Here is a 16380-nt window from a genome sequence, read left to right on the forward strand (position 1 = left end):
CCGGGGAGCGCAGAGGAGAATCCGCATGAGAAACAGACGGCCGAGTCGCAAGGAGCGCAAGCTGCGCAACAAGTTGAGAGCCAAGGTGCAGGATCAGACGCTGGTCTGGCCCTTCATCGTGGTGTGAGCCCGCCCGCAATCCCATCCAAGTGCCTTGACCGCAACCCAGGGGAGGAGGGTTGCCCCGATCCGAAGTGAATAGCGCGCATTAGCGCTCGCGATGGCGGGGTTTCTTTTGTAAAATTCCCGTCCCCTTCCCGCTGCGGTTTTTATGTGTATGGCAGAGCAAGTGACGGCGAAAAAAGACGCCAAGACACAACAGCTGAAAGTTCCCCCCCACTCTTTTGAGGCCGAGCAGTCCGTACTGGGCGGCCTGATGCTGGATAACGAGGCCTGGGATCGGGTGGCCGAGCGGGTGATCGACAAGGATTTCTACAGCCGTCCCCACCGCCTGATCTTCCAGGCCATGACCCGCCTCACCAACGCGGGCAACCCCATCGATCTCATCACCCTGCAGGAGGAGCTGGAGCGCTCCGAGCAGTTGGAGGAGTCCGGTGGCTTCGCCTATCTGGTGGAGATCGCCAAGAACACCCCGAGCGCCGCCAACATCAATGCCTACGCCGAAATAGTGCGTGAGCGGGCCGTGGTGCGGGAGATGATCGCGGTCGCCAACGAGATCGTCGAGGCGGGTTACGAGCCCCAGGGCCGCACCTCAGGCGATCTGCTGGATCTGGCCGAGAGCAAGGTGTTCAAGATCGCCGAGCAGCGCTCCAGCGCCAACGAGGGCCCGCAGCCCCTGAAGCTCATTCTGGAGCAGACGGTCGACAAGATTGAGGAGCTGTTCAAGACCCCTCACAACGGGGTGACCGGCGTCTCCAGCGGTTATGGCGATCTCGACAAGATGACCGCCGGCCTGCAGCGCTCGGATCTGATTATCGTGGCGGCCCGTCCCTCCATGGGCAAGACGACGTTTGCCATGAACCTGTGCGAGCACGCGGCGCTCACCGCCGACAAACCGGTGCTGATCTTCTCCCTGGAGATGCCCTCCGAGCAGATCATCATGCGTATGCTCGCCTCTGTGGGGCGCATCGATCAGACCAAGGTGCGGACCGGCCAGCTCGACGACGAAGATTGGGCGCGGCTCTCCTCCACCATGGGGCTGCTGCTGGAGAAGGGCAAGATGTACATCGATGATGCCTCCGGCCTGACCCCGACCGACGTGCGCTCCCGTGCGCGGCGCATCGCCCGCGAGCACGGCGGCCTCAGCATGATCATGATCGACTACCTGCAGCTGATGCGGGTACCGGCGCTGTCCGACAACAGAACCCTGGAGATCGGCGAGATCTCCCGCTCCCTCAAGGCGCTGGCGAAAGAGCTGCAGTGCCCCGTGGTGGCGCTCTCCCAGCTGAACCGAAGCCTGGAGCAGCGGGCCGACAAGCGTCCGGTCAACTCGGACCTGCGGGAATCTGGCTCCATCGAGCAGGATGCGGATCTGATCATGTTTATCTACCGTGATGAGGTCTATCACGATGACAGTCCCGACAAGGGGATTGCCGAGATCATCATCGGCAAGCAGCGTAACGGCCCCATAGGCCGGGTGCGCCTCACCTTCCAGGGGCAGTTCTCCCGGTTCGACAACTACGCCGGCCCGGCGTTTGATGATGACTACTAAGACGGGGTCGAGATCGCCCCGGATACCAGACACAGTTTTCCCGGTTCGACAATTCTGCCGGTCCGGCCTTAGACGATGACTATTAAGGGATGACACCACTCGGTGCCTGGCGCGCGTGCGCCATCATGCCCTCGTAAGGGAAAACAGATGAAAGCGGCTATTGCCCAAATCGATACGACGGCCCTGCGCCACAACCTCGCCGTGGTCAAACGCCACGCCCCTTCCTGCAAGATCATCGCCGTGGTCAAGGCCAACGCCTATGGTCATGGCCTGCTGCCGGTCGCCCGCACCCTGGTGGACGCGGATGCCTACGCGGTGGCCCGCATCGAGGAGGCGCTGATGCTGCGCTCCTGCGCCGTGGTCAAGCCCATAGTGCTGCTGGAAGGCTTCTTCTCGAGCGCGGATCTGCCGGTGCTGGCGGCCAACAACCTGCAGACCGCGGTGCACACCTGGGAGCAGCTCGAGGCGCTGGAGCAGGCCGAGCTGCCGGCCCCCGTGGTGGCCTGGCTCAAGCTCGACACCGGCATGCACCGGCTCGGGGTGCGCGCCGACGAGATGCCCGCCTTTATCGAGCGACTGGCCCGCTGCAAGAACGTGGTGCAGCCGTTCAACATCATGACCCACTTCAGCCGCTCCGATGAGCTGGAGCAGCCCACCACCCGCGAGCAGATCGACCTGTTCAGCCGTCTGACCGCGCCGCTTAAGGGCGAGCGTGCCATGGCGAACTCGGCGGGCATCCTGGCCTGGCCGGACTCCCACTGCGACTGGGTGCGCCCCGGCGTCATCCTGTACGGCGTCTCGCCCTTCCCGGACACGGTGGCGGCGGATTACGACCTCAAGCCCGTGATGACCCTCAAGACCCAGCTCATCGCGGTGCGGGATCACAAGGCCGGCGAGCCGGTGGGCTATGGCGCTAACTGGGTATCGACCCGTGACACCCGGCTCGGGGTCATCGCCATCGGTTATGGCGACGGCTATCCCCGCATGGCGCCCAATGGCACTTCGGTGCTGGTCAATGGCCGCATAGTGCCGCTGGTGGGTCGGGTCTCCATGGACATGACCACAGTGGATCTCGGCCCAGGCGCCACCGACAAGGCCGGTGACGAGGCCGTGCTCTGGGGCGAGGGCCTGCCGGTGGAGCGAGTCGCCGAGGAGATAGGCACCATTCCCTACGAACTGATCACCAAGCTCACCTCCCGGGTGTTTATGGAGTATGTGTAGGTCTGGGATCTCGGTTTAGAAGGCAATGAATGGCGGAGACCGGCGCGACCTTTCCCCTACGAGCCCATCACCAAGTTCAGCTCCCGGGTGTTGATGGAGTACGTGTAGGGTCGATTAGCGAAGCCTAATCGGCCGCTGCCATAACCAAGTAAGTTCCCCCGCTGAATGCACCAACAAAAAGGCCGCCCCGATAAGGGCGGCCTTTTTTAATCTCTTTTGATCGCGTGGCCGAGATAACAAGCCCCGCGTCTGCGGGGCTTGGGTCTCTGTCACTGCGCGGCGCTTAGCCTATGGTCATCAGGCTGGCGTTGCCACCGGCGGCGGCGGTGTTGACCGAGAGGGCGTGCTCGATCAGCAGGCGCTCCAGCGGGATGTCGGTCTCGCCACGGTGCAGGCCGTGCACGCCGACGATGGCACCAGGACGGGCGGCGGCGAGCTTGGCCACCTCCCGCAGCTGATCCGAGTCGCCGTGGTGCAGCAGGGCATCGAAGCCAACCTCGCCGTTGGCCCAGTCCGCCACCAGCTGGATGCGGCCCCGTGCCTCGGCCGGCAGGCCGGCTTGCAGGGTACGGTTCTGGGCGTTGTCCTGCCACAGCACTTGCGTCCCGACCGCCAGACAGGCCGCCAGCTGGGCCAGCAGATCGCCCTTATCCTCGGCCAGACAGAGCACCCGCTCCCGTGGCAGCAGGCTGTAAGTGTTGCGCTCGCCGGTGGGGCCGACCAGCACCTGGGTCAGGCCGCTCTGGGCCAGCTCGGCATACTGGTCGCACAGGGCCACCAGCGCCTTCTCCTGCTTGAGTGCCCAGTTGCGCAGGGCCTGCAGGGCGGGCTTGGTCGCCTCGCTGCGCTGGGTTGCACCCGGCTCCTGGCGCAGCTGGCTGGCCACCGCATCCCGCGGGCGGGTGGACAGCAGGCGGTACATGTAGAGCGGGCCGCCCGCCTTGGGACCTGTGCCGGAGAGACCCTCGCCACCGAACGGCTGTACCCCGACCACGGCACCCACTATGTTGCGGTTGACGTAGAGGTTGCCCACTTTGGCGGTGTTGACCACCTGGGCTATGGTCTCGTCGATCCGGGTATGCACCCCCAGCGTCAGGCCGTAGCCGCTGTCGTTGATCTGCGCGAGCAGCTCGCCGAGTTTGGCGCGCGGGTAGCGCACCAGGTGCAGCACGGGGCCGAACACCTCGCGGCCGAGTTCGTCCAGGCTGTCGAGCTCGATCAGGGTCGGCAGCACGAAGGTGCCGCGACTGTAGTCGGCACCCTGAGCGCGGGCGATCTGGTGTACCTTGCGACCCTTGTCGGTCATGGCCTTGATGTGCTGCTCGATGTTGGCCTTGGCCTCGGCGTCGATGACGGGGCCTATGTCGGTGGAGAGGTGCTCTGGGTTGCCGACCTTGTACTCGGCCATGGCCCCCTTGAGCATGCGAATCACCCGCTCCGCCACGTCGTCCTGCACGCACAGCACCCGCAGCGCGGAGCAGCGCTGGCCGGCGCTGTCGAACGCCGAGGAGATGACGTCCATCACCACCTGCTCAGTCAGGGCGGAGGAGTCGACGATCATGGCGTTCTGACCGCCGGTCTCGGCGATGAGGGGGATGGTGCGACCCTGGGCGTCGAGGCGACCGGCCAGGTTGCGAGAGATGATACCCGCCACCTCGGTGGAGCCGGTGAACATGACGCCGCGCACCCGCTCGTCGGCAATCAGCGCCGCGCCCACGGTTTCACCGCGGCCCGGCAGCAGTTGTACCGCACCGGCGGGCACGCCCGCTTCCAGCAGGATACGCACCGCCTGCGCGGCGATGAGCGGGGTCTGCTCGGCGGGTTTGGCCAGCACCGTATTGCCGGCGGCGAGCGCCGCGCACACCTGGCCGCTGAAGATGGCCAGCGGGAAGTTCCAGGGGCTGATGCAGACCACGGGGCCGAGCGGCCTGTGGCTGTCGTTGGCGAAATGATTGCGGGCCTGGGCGGCGTAGTAGCGCAGGAAGTCCACCGCCTCGCGTACCTCGGCGATGGCGTTGCTGAAGGTCTTACCGGATTCGCGCACCAGCAGGCCCATCAGGGGTTGCAGCTCAGATTCCATCAGCTCGGCGGCTCTGTCCAGCACGGCGGCGCGCTCGGCTGGCGGGGTCGCCTGCCAGATCTGGCCGCTGGCGAGGGCGCAGGTCAGCGCACTGTCGACCAGCTCAGGGGTAGCTTCGCTCACCTGACCAACAATGTCTCGGTGATCCGCCGGGTTGACCACGTTCTGGAACTCGGCCGGCGTCGCAGTCTCACAACCCAGCATAGGCACTGCCTGGTAGCGGGTATTGGTGCTGCCGAGCAGGGCGGCGGAGAGCGAACCCAGTCGGTGTTCGTTGGCGAGATCCAGGCCGGCGGAGTTGGGTCTGGCCTCGCCGTACAGCTCACGCGGCAACGGGATGCGCGGGTGGGGCAGGCCCAGGCTGCCTTCACGGGCGGCCATCTGCTCGATCTGCTGCACCGGATCCTGCACCAGATCCTGCAGCGAGATGCTGTTGTCCGCGATGCGGTTGACGAAGGAGGTGTTGGCCCCGTTCTCCAGCAGGCGGCGCACCAGGTAGGCGAGCAGGGTCTCGTGGCTGCCGACCGGTGCATAGATGCGGCAGGGGCGACCGAGCTTGCCGTCGGCGACCTTGCCGACCACCTGCTCGTAGAGCGGCTCACCCATGCCGTGCAGGCACTGGAACTCGTACTGACCCGGGTAGTAGTTCTGCCCCGCCAGCTGGTAGATGGCCGACAGGGAGTGGGCGTTGTGGGTGGCGAACTGGGGATAGATGGACTCCGGCACCGCCAGCAGCTTGCGGGCGCAGGCGAGGTAGGAGAGATCGGTATAGGGCTTGCGGGTATAGACCGGATAGCCTTCCAGGCCGTCCTGCTGGGCGCGTTTGATCTCGCTGTCCCAGTAGGCGCCCTTCACCAGCCGGATCATCAGGCGGTGACGGCTGCGTTTGGCGAGATCGATGACGTAGTCGATCACATAGGGGCAGCGCTTCTGATAGGCCTGGATGACGAAGCCGATGCCGTTCCAGTCGGCAAGGGAGGGATCGAGGCAGAGCCTCTCCAGCAGATCGAGGGAGATCTCCAGCCGATCCGCCTCCTCGGCGTCGATGTTGATGCCGATGTCATACTGCTTGGCGAGCTGGGTCAGGCCGAGCAGGGTGGGGTAGAGCTCTTCCATCACCCGATCGTACTGGGCGCGGCTGTAGCGCGGATGCAGGGCGGAGAGCTTGATGGAGATGCCCGGGCCCTCGTAGATACCGCGGCCGTGGGAGGCCTTGCCGATGGCGTGGATGGCCTGCTCGTAGGAGGCGAGATAGCGCTTGGCGTCCTCCTCGGTCAGGGCCGCCTCCCCCAGCATGTCGTAGGAGTAGCGGAAGCCCTTGCTCTCGGTGCTGCCGGCGTTGGCCAGCGCCTCGGCTATAGTCTCGCCGGTGACGAACTGCTCGCCCATCAGCCGCATCGCCATGTCGACGCCCTTGCGGATCAGCGGCTCGCCGCCCTTGCCGATCAACCCCTTGAGGGAAGTATTCAGGCCCGCCTCGTTATGGGTGGCCACCAGCTTGCCGGTGATGAGCAGGCCCCAGGAGGCGGCGTTGACGAACAAGGAGGTGCTGTTGCCCAGATGCTGGCTCCAGTTGCCGCCGCTTATCTTGTCGCGGATCAGGGCGTCACGGGTCGCCTTGTCCGGGATGCGCAGCAGCGCCTCGGCCAAGCACATCAGCGCCACCCCTTCCTGGGAGGAGAGGGAGAACTCCTGCAGCAGGCCCTGCACCAGGCCCTGACGGCCGCTGGCGCTCTTCTGGTTGCGCAGCTTCTCGGCGATGCCGAGGGCTAGCTTCTGGGTGGCCTCGGCCTTCTCTTTGGGCAGGCGTGCCTGCTCCAGCAGCATGGGCACGGCCTCTGTCTCGGGGCGGCGATAGGCGGAGGTGATGGCGGCGCGCAGCACGGACTGCGGCAAGATGCTCTCGGCAAACTCGAGGAAGACCTGGATGCCCTGTTCGGTCAGGGCCTCTACGGGCTCCTCACCCGCGGCGGCGGCCAGGCCGGACTGCTCGGGCGGGGTCAGGCCGCGCTCCAGCTGCTCCAGATAGCTGAAGATGGATTGCTTGATCAGCCAGTGCGGGGTGCGGTCCAGGGTCTGCGCCGCCTGTTTCAGCCGGTCGCGGGTCGCTTCGTCGAGTTTAACGCCAAGGGTGGTGGTGGCCATGGGACTTCCTGTGTCGGTACGGTGACAATATTGCCGAATGGTTAAATTTTGACGAGGATGGCGCAACCAGGTGCAACCTGCAAGTTAGAAATTTTAATGCTTTCGCTACATTGCTGAATTTAAAGGAGCCTATCGGGTTGGTGGCTGGACCCAGTGTGGTGCGGCCGTGGGCGCTTTTTACTGCAAGATGAACAGGTTAATGGCTTGTCTCCCGAATGTTGAAGGAGGTGCAACCCGTGCTGAAGATTGGTTGCTCTTTTCAAGGTTTGCACAGGATGCGTTCGGCGGGTGCCATCGGCCGAGGGTTTCCTTATCGGGGGGCGGGCGCACGGCGGGCGGATGAATGCCGTGCGGATCGGGACCCCATCAGCCTCAGTGCGCGTGCCGGGCGAATGCGACTGTGGCAGTTGACTCTTCTATGCTGATAGCTGGCCAGCGGGCCAGCCACATCAGTGACAAGGAGATCACCATGGCACGTGTCAGTACCTATCTCAATTTCCCTCGGGAGACGGAGGCGGCCTTCCTGTTCTACCGGGAGGTGTTTGGCGGCGACTTCAACGGCCCCATTCACCGCTTCAAGGATTCCCCCGGCTGCCCTGGCCAGCCCGCCCTGTCGAAGGAGGACGAGGAGCTGGTGATGCATGTGGAGCTGTCCATCCTCGGCGGCCATGTGCTGATGGGCACCGATGCCCCCGTCAGCATGGGGTTCAATCTGGTGCAGGGCAACAACAGCTACCTCAACCTGGAGCCGGACAGCCGCGGCGAGACCGATCGCCTGTTTGCCGCCCTGGGGGCGGGGGGCAAGGTGCAGATGGCGTTGCAGGAGATGTTCTGGGGGGACTACTTCGGCTCTCTGGTCGACAAGTTCGGCACCCACTGGATGTTCAACTGCCAGAGCAAGACTTGAGTGCTAGCTGCCGGTGCGGAACACGAAAAAGAGGCTCATGGAGCCTCTTTTTTATGCCGCCGACCCCGGCCTCAGCCCGGCTTGCGTCCCACCATCTCGGCCGGCACCACCCAGGCGTTGGACTCCAGGGGCGCTGAACTGGTCCGAGGCGATATAGCCTATGGCTTGCGTCCCACCATCTCGGCCGGTATCACCCAGGCGTCGAATTGGCCGGCGCTGACGTGACCGGAGGCGATGGCCGCCTCGCGCAGGCCTATCCCCTCGTGGTGGGCGCGCTTGGCGATCTCGGCCGCCTTGTCATAGCCGATGTGGGGATTCAGCGCGGTCACCAGCATCAGGGAGTTGGCCAGCAGCTCGTCGATGCGCGCCCGGTTTGGCGCTATGCCGATGGCGCAGTGATCGTGGAAGCTCTGCATGCCGTCGGCCAGCAGCCGCACGCTCTGCAGGAAGTTGTAGGCGATCATCGGCCTGAACACGTTGAGCTCGAAGTTGCCGCTGGCCCCGCCGATGTTGATGGCCACGTCGTTGCCCATCACCTGGGCGCAGAGCATGGTGAGCGCCTCGCTCTGGGTCGGGTTGACCTTGCCCGGCATGATGGAGGAGCCGGGCTCGTTCTCCGGGATGATCAGCTCGCCGAGCCCGCTGCGGGGGCCGCTGGCCAGCCAGCGCACGTCGTTGGCGATCTTCATGAGAGAAGCCGCGAGGGTCTTGAGGGCGCCATGGCCATGCACCAGCGCATCGCTGGCCGCCAGGGCCTCGAACTTGTTGGGGGCGCTCACCAGCGGCAGGCCGGTCTGCTCTGCGAGTGTGCTCGCCACCGCCTCGGCAAAGCCGGGCGGGCAGTTGAGGCCGGTGCCGACCGCGGTGCCCCCCAGCGCCAGCTCATACAGATGGGGCAGGGCGGTGCGCAGATGACGCTCCCCCTGCTCGAGCTGGGCGACCCAGCCGGAGAACTCCTGGCCCAGGGTGAGGGGGGTGGCATCCTGCAGGTGGGTGCGGCCAATCTTGACGATGTCATCGAAGGCGGCGGCCTTGCTGGCGAGCGCGCTCTTGAGCGTGATCAGGGCCGGCAGCAGCTGGCCCGTGATGGCGGTGACGGCCGCCAGGTTCATGGCGCTGGGGAAGACATCATTGCTCGACTGGCTCTTGTTCACCTCGTCGTTGGGGTGCACCAGCCGCGCCTCCCCGCGAGCGCCGCCGAGCAGCTCGCTGGCACGGTTCGCCAGCACCTCGTTGAGGTTCATGTTGGTCTGGGTGCCGGAGCCGGTCTGCCAGACCATCAGCGGAAACTCGGCGTCGTGCTGGCCACACAGCACCTCGTCGGCGGCGGCCATGATGGCCTGGGCCTTGCGCGCGGCGAGCAGCCCCTGGGCGTGGTTGACCCTGGCGCAGGCGGACTTGATGCGGGCGAGGGCGTGGATGAGCTCCAGCGGCTGGCGCTCACCGGAGATGTTGAAGTGGTGCAGGGAGCGCTGGGTCTGGGCGCCCCACAGCCGCTGCGCCGGGACGGCGATCTCCCCCAGACTGTCTCGTTCCATCCTGATGTCCATACCGATACTCCTGTCGATGAGGTGTCCAATCCCTAGCATGACCACAAACGGCGGCCGGGGCCAGCTTGCACATATGACAGCGGCTTGCTTATAATAAGCAAGGCTTACTATATAGGTTGCATGCTATGAACAAACAACCCGATTCCATCGGATTCCTGCTCGGCGATGTGCAGCGTCTGATGCGTCGCCAGTTTCAGCAGCAGCTGGAAGGGAGCGGCCTGACCCTGGCCCAGGCCCGTGCCCTGGTGCATATCGCCCGCAGCGAGGGGATCCGTCAGGTCGAGCTGGCCGACGGTCTGGATATCCAGCCCATCACCCTGGCCCGCCAGCTCGATCAGCTGGCCGAGAATGGCCTTGTCGAACGGCGCAGCGATCCCACCGACCGCCGGGCCTATCAGCTCTACCTGACCGAGGCCGCGACCCCTTATCTGGCGCTGATCAAGCGGGCCTCCGAGGTGGTGCATCAGCGCGCCATCGGTGAGCTGGGGGAGGAGGCGACCACTGCCCTCTGCCACTCCCTCAAGATCCTGCGTGCCAACCTTTGCCATTCCTGATTTCCCCTTTTCGACCTGATTATTAGCGGAGCGCTTTTATGACCACTGACTCACCCTCCTCCCGTCCCGCGGCCGACCGGCGTCGGACCCGTTTGCTGCTTCTGGTGGTGGTGCCGGCACTGGCCCTGCTCGGGGTCGGCGCCGTCTACCTGCAGGGCGGACGCTATATCGAGACCGACAACGCCTATGTGAAGGCGGACAAGGTGCCCATCAGTACCGAGGTGCTGGGTCGGGTGGCCAAGGTGTTCGTCGACGAGAACCAGCAGGTCAAGGCCGGCCAGCCGATATTCGAGCTGGATCCCGAGTCGTTCCAGGTCGCCGTGACCAAGGCCGAGGCCGAACTCGCCAAGGCCCGCACCGATCTGGTGGCGCTGCAGACCAGCTATCGCGGTCAGCAGGCCGAGATCGCCGTGGCCCGCACCCGCAATGCCTATGCCCTCAAGGAGGAGCGTCGGCAGGCGGATCTGGTGGCCAAGCACTTCACCTCGACCGCCAACTATGATGACGCGCGCCAGCTCACCATCCAGACCGCCCAGCAGCAGGTGGCGCTGGAGGAGGGGCTCAAGAAGATCGAGGCCTCCCTCAGCGGTGACGTGAACCTGCCGGTGGAGCAGCAGCCCGCCTATCGCGAGGCCGCCGCCGTCCTGGCCAAGGCCAAGCTGGATCTGGCCCGCACCACCATCTACGCCCCCGCCAACGGCATCGCCAGCCAGCTGCCCAAGCCGGGTCAGTACATGCTGGTGGGCATGACCGCCATGATGCTGGTGGAGACCGACAGCCCCTGGGTGGAGGCGAACTTCACCGAGACCGAGCTGACCCATGTCCAGCCGGGCCAGCGGGTGGATATCAGCGTGGACACCTACCCGGATGCCCACTGGACCGGGGTGGTGGAGAGCCTGAGCCCAGCCACCGGCTCCGAGTTTTCGGTGATCCCGGCCCAGAACGCCACCGGCAACTGGGTCAAGATAGCCCAGCGCGTCGCGGTGCGGATCCGGCTGCAGGAGGGGGCCGATCAGCCGCTGCTGCGCGCGGGTCTGAGCGCCATCGCCGAGATCGACACCGGCCACAAGCGCAGCCTGCTTGGCTGGTCATTCCGAGGTTGATATGACGACAGCAGGCACAGAGGAGGCCGATCAAGGCACCCGTCGCGTCTTCATCACCCTGTCGGTGATGTTGGCCACCATCATGCAGGCGCTGGATACCACCATCGCCAACGTGGCCCTGCCCCATATGCAGGGCGCCATGGGCGCGACCCAGGATCAGATCTCCTGGGTGCTCACCTCCTACATAGTGGCGGCCGCCATCTTCATGCCGCTGACCGGCTTCATCTCGTCGCGGATCGGCCGCAAGCGGCTGTTCATGTGGTCGGTGGTGGGCTTCACCGTCGCCTCCATGCTGTGCGGCGCGGCCCAGAGCCTGGAGCAGATAGTGCTGTTCCGGCTGCTGCAGGGGATCTTCGGCGCCAGCCTGGTGCCGCTCTCCCAGGCGGTGCTGCTCGATACCTATCCACCGGAGAAGCACGGCTCCGCCATGGCGCTCTGGGGAATCGGGGTCATGGTCGGCCCCATCCTCGGGCCCTCACTGGGGGGCTGGCTCACCGAGTACTACAACTGGCGCTGGGTGTTTTACATCAACCTGCCGTTCGGCCTGCTGGCCTGGTTCGGGCTCGCCGCCTTCATCGAGGAGACCAGGCTCGACGCCAGCCGGCGCTTCGATCTGCTCGGCTTCGCCCTGCTCAGCCTGGGGATAGGGGCGCTGCAGATGGCACTGGATCGGGGGGAGTCCCAGAACTGGTTCGCCAGCCGGGAGATAGTGATCGAGACCATCATGATGGTGCTCTGCTTCTACCTGTTCGTGGTGCACATCTTCACCCACCCTCACCCCTACATAGAGCCGGCCCTGTTCAAGGATCGCAACTTCAGCGTCGGCCTGGTGTTCATCTTCATCGTCGGCATCATCTTGCTGGCGACCATGACGCTGCTGCCGCCCTTCATGCAGGGCCTGATGGGCTACCCGGTGATCGACGTTGGCTACCTGCTGGCACCGCGCGGGGTCGGCACCATGTTCGCCATGATGCTGGTGGGACGGCTGTCGGGCCGGGTGGACGTGCGCATCCTGATCCTGCTGGGGCTGCTGCTCACCAGCTTCTCCATGTGGGAGATGACGCTGTTCAACACCGACATCAGCAGCTGGGACATAGTGCGCACCGGGATCATTCAGGGGCTCGGCCTCGGCTTCATCTTCGTGCCGCTCTCCACCATCACCTTCGCGACCCTGGCCCCGCGCTATCGCAACGAGGGCACGGCGCTGTTCAGCCTGGTGCGCAACATCGGCAGCAGCATCGGCATCTCTGTGGTCATCACCTACCTGGCCCAGCGCACCCAGATGAACCACGAGGTGTTCGCCTCCTACATCACCCCCTTCAACGCGGCCCTGAATCAGGGGATGGGCATGGTGGCGCTGATGGCGCCCAAGGGGCTCGCCATGCTCAACGGCGAGGTGACCCGTCAGGCCAGCCTGCTCGCCTATCTGCAGGACTTCCGTCTGATGATGTGGGTCAGCCTGTGCGCCATCCCGCTGGTGTTGCTGCTCAAGGCCCCAAAGCGTGGCGGCAACAAGGAGGAGATGGTGCTGCTGGATTAAGCGCCGGCTACCCTGAACACGTGCCCGCGCCGGCCGGGAGAAAGCGAGAGGGATGGCCCAGGCCATCCCTCATTTTTTATGCGTTTTATGCGCTCAGGCGTCAGATCCTGGGGATGAAGGGGGTCAGTGCGGCCAGCGGGCTGGCGTCCTGATACTCCTGGGTCGTCTCGCCGTGCTTGAAGATCTTGAAGCCCTGGCCGCGGGCGCTCCAGTATTCGATGCTCTCGCCGCTGATCTGCAGCAGGCTGGCCTCGCGCAGGGCCACCACGTGTTCGCTCGGGTTGATGGCGCAGAACTCGGCGAGGCGCTCGTCGCGGGTCTCCCCCATGTGGCCGCTGACGCTGGCGTCCAGATAGTGGGGGTTGATCTGCTGGGGGAACAGGCCGAGGGCCGGCAGCACGGCGGCGTTGCACACCGGCATGTCGTTGGTGGTGCGGATGCTCGGGGTCGCCACGTTGCAACCGGCGCTCCAGCCCACATAGGGCACGCCCCGCTCGCGCACGGCGCGCTGGATGGGCACGATCAGGCCGTACTCGTGCAGCAGCTGGTTCAGGCGCCAGGTGTTGCCGCCACTGATGAAGATGGCGTCGGCCCGGTTGATGGCATCCACAGGATCGTCGAACTGGTGAATGCTGACGGCTTCCACCCCCAGGCTCTCGCCGAGCTCATTGGCCCTGGCATCCCAGTCGCTGCGGATCACCGCGTAGGGGATGAGCAGGATGCGCTTGACCTGTTTGCGGGCGAGCAGGCTCTGCACCCGATCCCGGGCCCAGCCGAGCAGACCCGGACATTCGGTGGCTTTACCATTGCTCAGAAGAAGCAGTTCCATAGTGACTCCTCGATATGAAAGGCGCAGGGCCGCACGGGCCCCGATTAAGGCAGAGGGGCACTCTAACCCCATCGGGGCAGAAAGTGTGTGATCTCATCGCGTTTTGTGTCGCCGAGTCAGGCGTTGCGCCCGCCTTGGCCGGTATCCAGGCCTCAGGACGGTGCGGTGACATCCGCATAGAGCAACATCAGCTCGGCCAGGGAAGTGACCTCGAGCCGTTTCATCAGGCTGGCGCGGCACACCTCGACGGTGCGCACCGAGATGCAGAGATCCCGCGCTATCTGCTGGTTCTTGTGGCCCTGGGCGATGAGCTGCAACAGCTGGTGCTCGCGCGGTGGCAGGGTCTGATAGACGCGCTGGCGAGCCAGCCGCTTCGCCGCCGCCAGGGTGGCGAGATTGGCGCGCGCTATGGCCTGGAGCAGGGGCGCTAGCTGCACCGGTTTTTGCAGGAAGTCGACGGCCCCCTGCTTGAGGGACTCCACCGCCAGGGGCACCTCCCCGTGGCCGGTGAGAAACAGTATGGCGATGGGACTCTGGGCCGCCTTCAGCCGCTGCTGCAGCTCGGGCCCCGGCAGGCCCGGCATGCGGCAATCCAGGATCAGGCAGGCGGGCCGGGCCGGATCTATGTTACTCAGGAACGCCTCGCCGCCGGTGAAGCAGCTGACCCTCAGATCGCAGCTCTCCAGCATGAAGCGCAGGGAGTCGAGCACGGCCCTATCGTCGTCGACCAGGTAGAGCGGGAGTTGGGCTTGGGTCGGCATCTCAGTTCTCGCTGTTGATGGTGGGGGAGGTGGTGGCGGCCTGGCTGTGGATGGGTAGGACCACCCGGGCGAGGCAGCCGTGGGGGCTCAGGTTGCTTAAAGAGAGTTGGCCGCGATGGAACTCGACCACGTCCCGGCAGATGGCGAGCCCCAGCCCCATGCCGTCGGCCTTGTCGCTGTGAAACGCCTGCTGCAACTGCGCTTGGGGCAACCTCAGTCCGGGACCGTTGTCGCGTACCTCCAGCAGCAGCCGGGCGGGTTCGAAGGCGATCGATAGCTCGACCCGTCCCGGCTCATCCCCCTGCGCCGCCCCCTCGTTCCGCTGAGCCGCGCTCTCGGCCCCATTCTTGATAAGGTTCAGCAGCAGCTGCTCCACCCCGGTGCCATCCAGTGCCAGGAGCCGTGGCTGACCCTGCCAGCGCACCTCGAGGGCGACCCCGAGCGGCGCCAGCATCTGTTCGAGCAGGGGCAGCAGGCCGTTAACCAGGGCGACCAGATCCGTGGGTTCGGGCTGGCGCGGGCGCTTCTGCAGGCGGGATCTCAGCCGCTGGACTGTCTGGTTGATGCGCTCGACCTGCTGGCCTATCTGCTCGAGCGCCTGGATCAGCACAGGATCCGGGGTCGAGTCTTGGCCCTGTTTTGCCAAACGCAGCAGGGCCCCCTGGCTGTAGTTGGCGATGGCGGTGAGGGGCTGGTTGATCTCGTGGGCCATGTTGGCGCCGAGCTCGCCGAGCTGGGCGAGACGCCTGGCCTGCTCGAGCTGGCGCCCCTTGTCGGCCAGCTGGCGGGTCTGCTCATCGAGCCGGCGGTGGCTGGCGAGCAGTCGACGCTGGCTGCGGCTGAACAGCTGTTGCAGCAGCAGGTGGTGGCCGCCGAGCAGCAGCACCAGCAGCAGGGCGCCCCAGCCCCACTGCTGATGTTGGCGCAACCAGTGCCAGGCCTCCTGCCACCAGGGGCCCTGCAGGGGGTGGCGATCCAGCGCCTTGAGCAGGCGATCGATGCTGAGCGGGCTGGTGGGCACAGTCCAGCCGGCCGAGTCGGCGGCGATGGCCGCCGGGCTGTCGGGGGGCAGGGCAAACAGCGCGCGGGTGACCGCCAGCGCCAGCTCGGGGGAGGCCTGCTCCGTCTTGGCAAAGGACCAGTTCGGGTAAAGCCGGGTCGAGCTCTGGCAGCCGAAGCCGGCCGGCGCCTGGTTGTCCAGCACCCGAAAATCCGAGTAGGCGAGCTTGCCCTCCCGCGCCATGCGCTCCAGCTGGCAGACCGGCACTATGGCGGCGGCGACCTCATCCGCCGCCAGCTGCTCGATGAGCCTGTCGAGGGGGAAGCCGCTGAAGCGCACGGCGGAGAAGAAGCTATCCAGCCGCACTCCCTGTTCCCCCGCCTCGAAGCGGTAGGCGAGGTAGCCGCCGAAGGCGTTCTCCGACACGGCGGCGACCGGCCGCCCCTTGAGATCCTGCCAGTGCCGGTAGGGGGCATGGGCGCGCACCACCAGGGCGGCGCCGATGGCGAGGTTGTCACCGCCGGCCGGGCTCTTGAGGGTGGCGAGCCAGGCCAGCGGATACTGGCGCGACAGGCTGACCGACTGACCCGGGTTGGTGATGACGAACGCCAGCCGCTCCTTCGCGACGGCCTCGGCCAGGGCATCGAGCTCCAGCGGGACCAGCTCGAAGCGCCGCCCCGGCACGCTCTCATCCAGCCAGCGCATGAGCGGCTGCCACTGATGGCGGGCCACGGCGAGACCGCGGGTCGCCAGCACGCCTATTCGTACCGGCTCGCTCAGGGCCGGCTCAGATCCGGTCGGTGGCTGCACCGGCTCGGCCAGGGCGACGCCGAGCCAGAGCCACAGGGCCAGCAGGGGCCACAGGGCGGGCGATGACGAAGGGGCGTGACGGGACAGGGCGCTCTCCTTGGGCGGGGATGGGGGAAGCCAGTCTATCACCTGGGTATCGCCCTGGGCCCGCCTCGGCGCCATGCTGGGGCGGCGAATGGGGCTCCCGTCACAGTTCGGCGGTTATCGA

11 protein-coding genes are annotated in these 16380 nt (G+C 65.8%); 6 read left to right on the forward strand and 5 right to left on the reverse strand.

Going from position 1 to position 16380, the window contains the following annotated elements; all coding sequences use genetic code 11:
* Positions 1 to 277 precede the first annotated feature (277 nt).
* Together dnaB and alr are read left to right on the forward strand one after the other, a co-directional pair.
* On the forward strand, positions 278 to 1672 hold the full coding sequence (gene dnaB / locus AACW18_RS09065) for a replicative DNA helicase (RefSeq protein ID WP_042654191.1): 1395 nt from the start codon (positions 278 to 280) through the stop codon (positions 1670 to 1672).
* A gap of 147 nt (positions 1673 to 1819) precedes the next feature.
* Positions 1820 to 2893, forward strand: coding sequence for an alanine racemase (alr, locus tag AACW18_RS09070; RefSeq protein ID WP_042654190.1), 1074 nt, complete (start codon positions 1820 to 1822; stop codon positions 2891 to 2893).
* Positions 2894 to 3176: 283 nt separating this feature from the next.
* Here alr and putA read toward each other — a convergent pair whose 3' ends face one another.
* Positions 3177 to 7118, reverse strand: coding sequence for a trifunctional transcriptional regulator/proline dehydrogenase/L-glutamate gamma-semialdehyde dehydrogenase (gene putA / locus AACW18_RS09075; protein ID WP_218388437.1), 3942 nt, complete (start codon positions 7116 to 7118; stop codon positions 3177 to 3179).
* A gap of 469 nt (positions 7119 to 7587) precedes the next feature.
* Between putA and AACW18_RS09080 the strand changes: the two genes are divergently transcribed.
* A complete protein-coding gene (locus AACW18_RS09080) occupies positions 7588 to 8025 on the forward strand; it encodes a VOC family protein (protein ID WP_218388438.1) in 438 nt (145 codons plus the stop codon).
* Positions 8026 to 8183: 158 nt separating this feature from the next.
* On the opposite strand, the gene fumC is transcribed toward AACW18_RS09080, so the two are convergent.
* Positions 8184 to 9575 (reverse strand): class II fumarate hydratase, encoded by a 1392-nt coding sequence (fumC, locus tag AACW18_RS09085; protein WP_218388439.1) that lies wholly within the window; start codon positions 9573 to 9575, stop codon positions 8184 to 8186.
* A gap of 125 nt (positions 9576 to 9700) precedes the next feature.
* On the opposite strand from fumC, the gene AACW18_RS09090 reads away from it, so the two are divergent.
* Genes AACW18_RS09090 through AACW18_RS09100 form a run of 3 tightly spaced genes read left to right on the forward strand, consistent with a single transcriptional unit; the run spans position 9701 to position 12772 of the window.
* Positions 9701 to 10129, forward strand: a complete 429-nt coding sequence (locus AACW18_RS09090) for a MarR family winged helix-turn-helix transcriptional regulator (protein ID WP_042654187.1) — start codon at positions 9701 to 9703, stop codon at positions 10127 to 10129.
* A gap of 38 nt (positions 10130 to 10167) precedes the next feature.
* Positions 10168 to 11232, forward strand: a complete 1065-nt coding sequence (locus AACW18_RS09095; protein WP_218388440.1) for an HlyD family secretion protein — start codon at positions 10168 to 10170, stop codon at positions 11230 to 11232.
* Position 11233: 1 nt separating this feature from the next.
* Entirely contained in the window at positions 11234 to 12772 is a 1539-nt protein-coding gene (locus AACW18_RS09100; protein ID WP_218291782.1) for a DHA2 family efflux MFS transporter permease subunit, read from the forward strand.
* A 100-nt stretch (positions 12773 to 12872) separates the two neighbouring features.
* Here AACW18_RS09100 and pepE read toward each other — a convergent pair whose 3' ends face one another.
* From pepE to AACW18_RS09115, 3 genes are all read right to left on the reverse strand, one after another.
* Positions 12873 to 13601: a dipeptidase PepE gene (gene pepE / locus AACW18_RS09105; RefSeq protein ID WP_218388441.1), complete on the reverse strand. Its 729-nt coding sequence runs from the start codon at positions 13599 to 13601 to the stop codon at positions 12873 to 12875.
* Between the two features lie 152 nt (positions 13602 to 13753).
* Positions 13754 to 14362, reverse strand: coding sequence for a response regulator transcription factor (locus tag AACW18_RS09110; protein WP_218388442.1), 609 nt, complete (start codon positions 14360 to 14362; stop codon positions 13754 to 13756).
* A gap of 1 nt (position 14363) precedes the next feature.
* Positions 14364 to 16301 (reverse strand): sensor histidine kinase, encoded by a 1938-nt coding sequence (locus tag AACW18_RS09115; RefSeq protein WP_371317029.1) that lies wholly within the window; start codon positions 16299 to 16301, stop codon positions 14364 to 14366.
* Between the last annotated feature and the right edge of the window lie 79 nt (positions 16302 to 16380).

Origin of the sequence: Aeromonas sp. sia0103, assembly GCF_963895295.1 — a bacterium.
GTDB lineage: Bacteria > Pseudomonadota > Gammaproteobacteria > Enterobacterales > Aeromonadaceae > Aeromonas > Aeromonas encheleia.

Excerpts from the sequence above, each read along its gene's own strand:
- putA (WP_218388437.1), bottom strand. The coding sequence starts at position 7,118 with ATGGCCACCACCACCCTTGGCGTTAAACTCGACGAAGCGACCCGCGAC.
- AACW18_RS09090 (WP_042654187.1), top strand. The coding sequence starts at position 9,701 with ATGAACAAACAACCCGATTCCATCGGATTCCTGCTCGGCGATGTGCAG.
- AACW18_RS09095 (WP_218388440.1), top strand. The coding sequence starts at position 10,168 with ATGACCACTGACTCACCCTCCTCCCGTCCCGCGGCCGACCGGCGTCGG.
- AACW18_RS09080 (WP_218388438.1), top strand. The coding sequence starts at position 7,588 with ATGGCACGTGTCAGTACCTATCTCAATTTCCCTCGGGAGACGGAGGCG.
- AACW18_RS09100 (WP_218291782.1), top strand. The coding sequence starts at position 11,234 with ATGACGACAGCAGGCACAGAGGAGGCCGATCAAGGCACCCGTCGCGTC.
- dnaB (WP_042654191.1), top strand. The coding sequence starts at position 278 with ATGGCAGAGCAAGTGACGGCGAAAAAAGACGCCAAGACACAACAGCTG.
- AACW18_RS09110 (WP_218388442.1), bottom strand. The coding sequence starts at position 14,362 with ATGCCGACCCAAGCCCAACTCCCGCTCTACCTGGTCGACGACGATAGG.
- fumC (WP_218388439.1), bottom strand. The coding sequence starts at position 9,575 with ATGGACATCAGGATGGAACGAGACAGTCTGGGGGAGATCGCCGTCCCG.
- pepE (WP_218388441.1), bottom strand. The coding sequence starts at position 13,601 with ATGGAACTGCTTCTTCTGAGCAATGGTAAAGCCACCGAATGTCCGGGT.
- alr (WP_042654190.1), top strand. The coding sequence starts at position 1,820 with ATGAAAGCGGCTATTGCCCAAATCGATACGACGGCCCTGCGCCACAAC.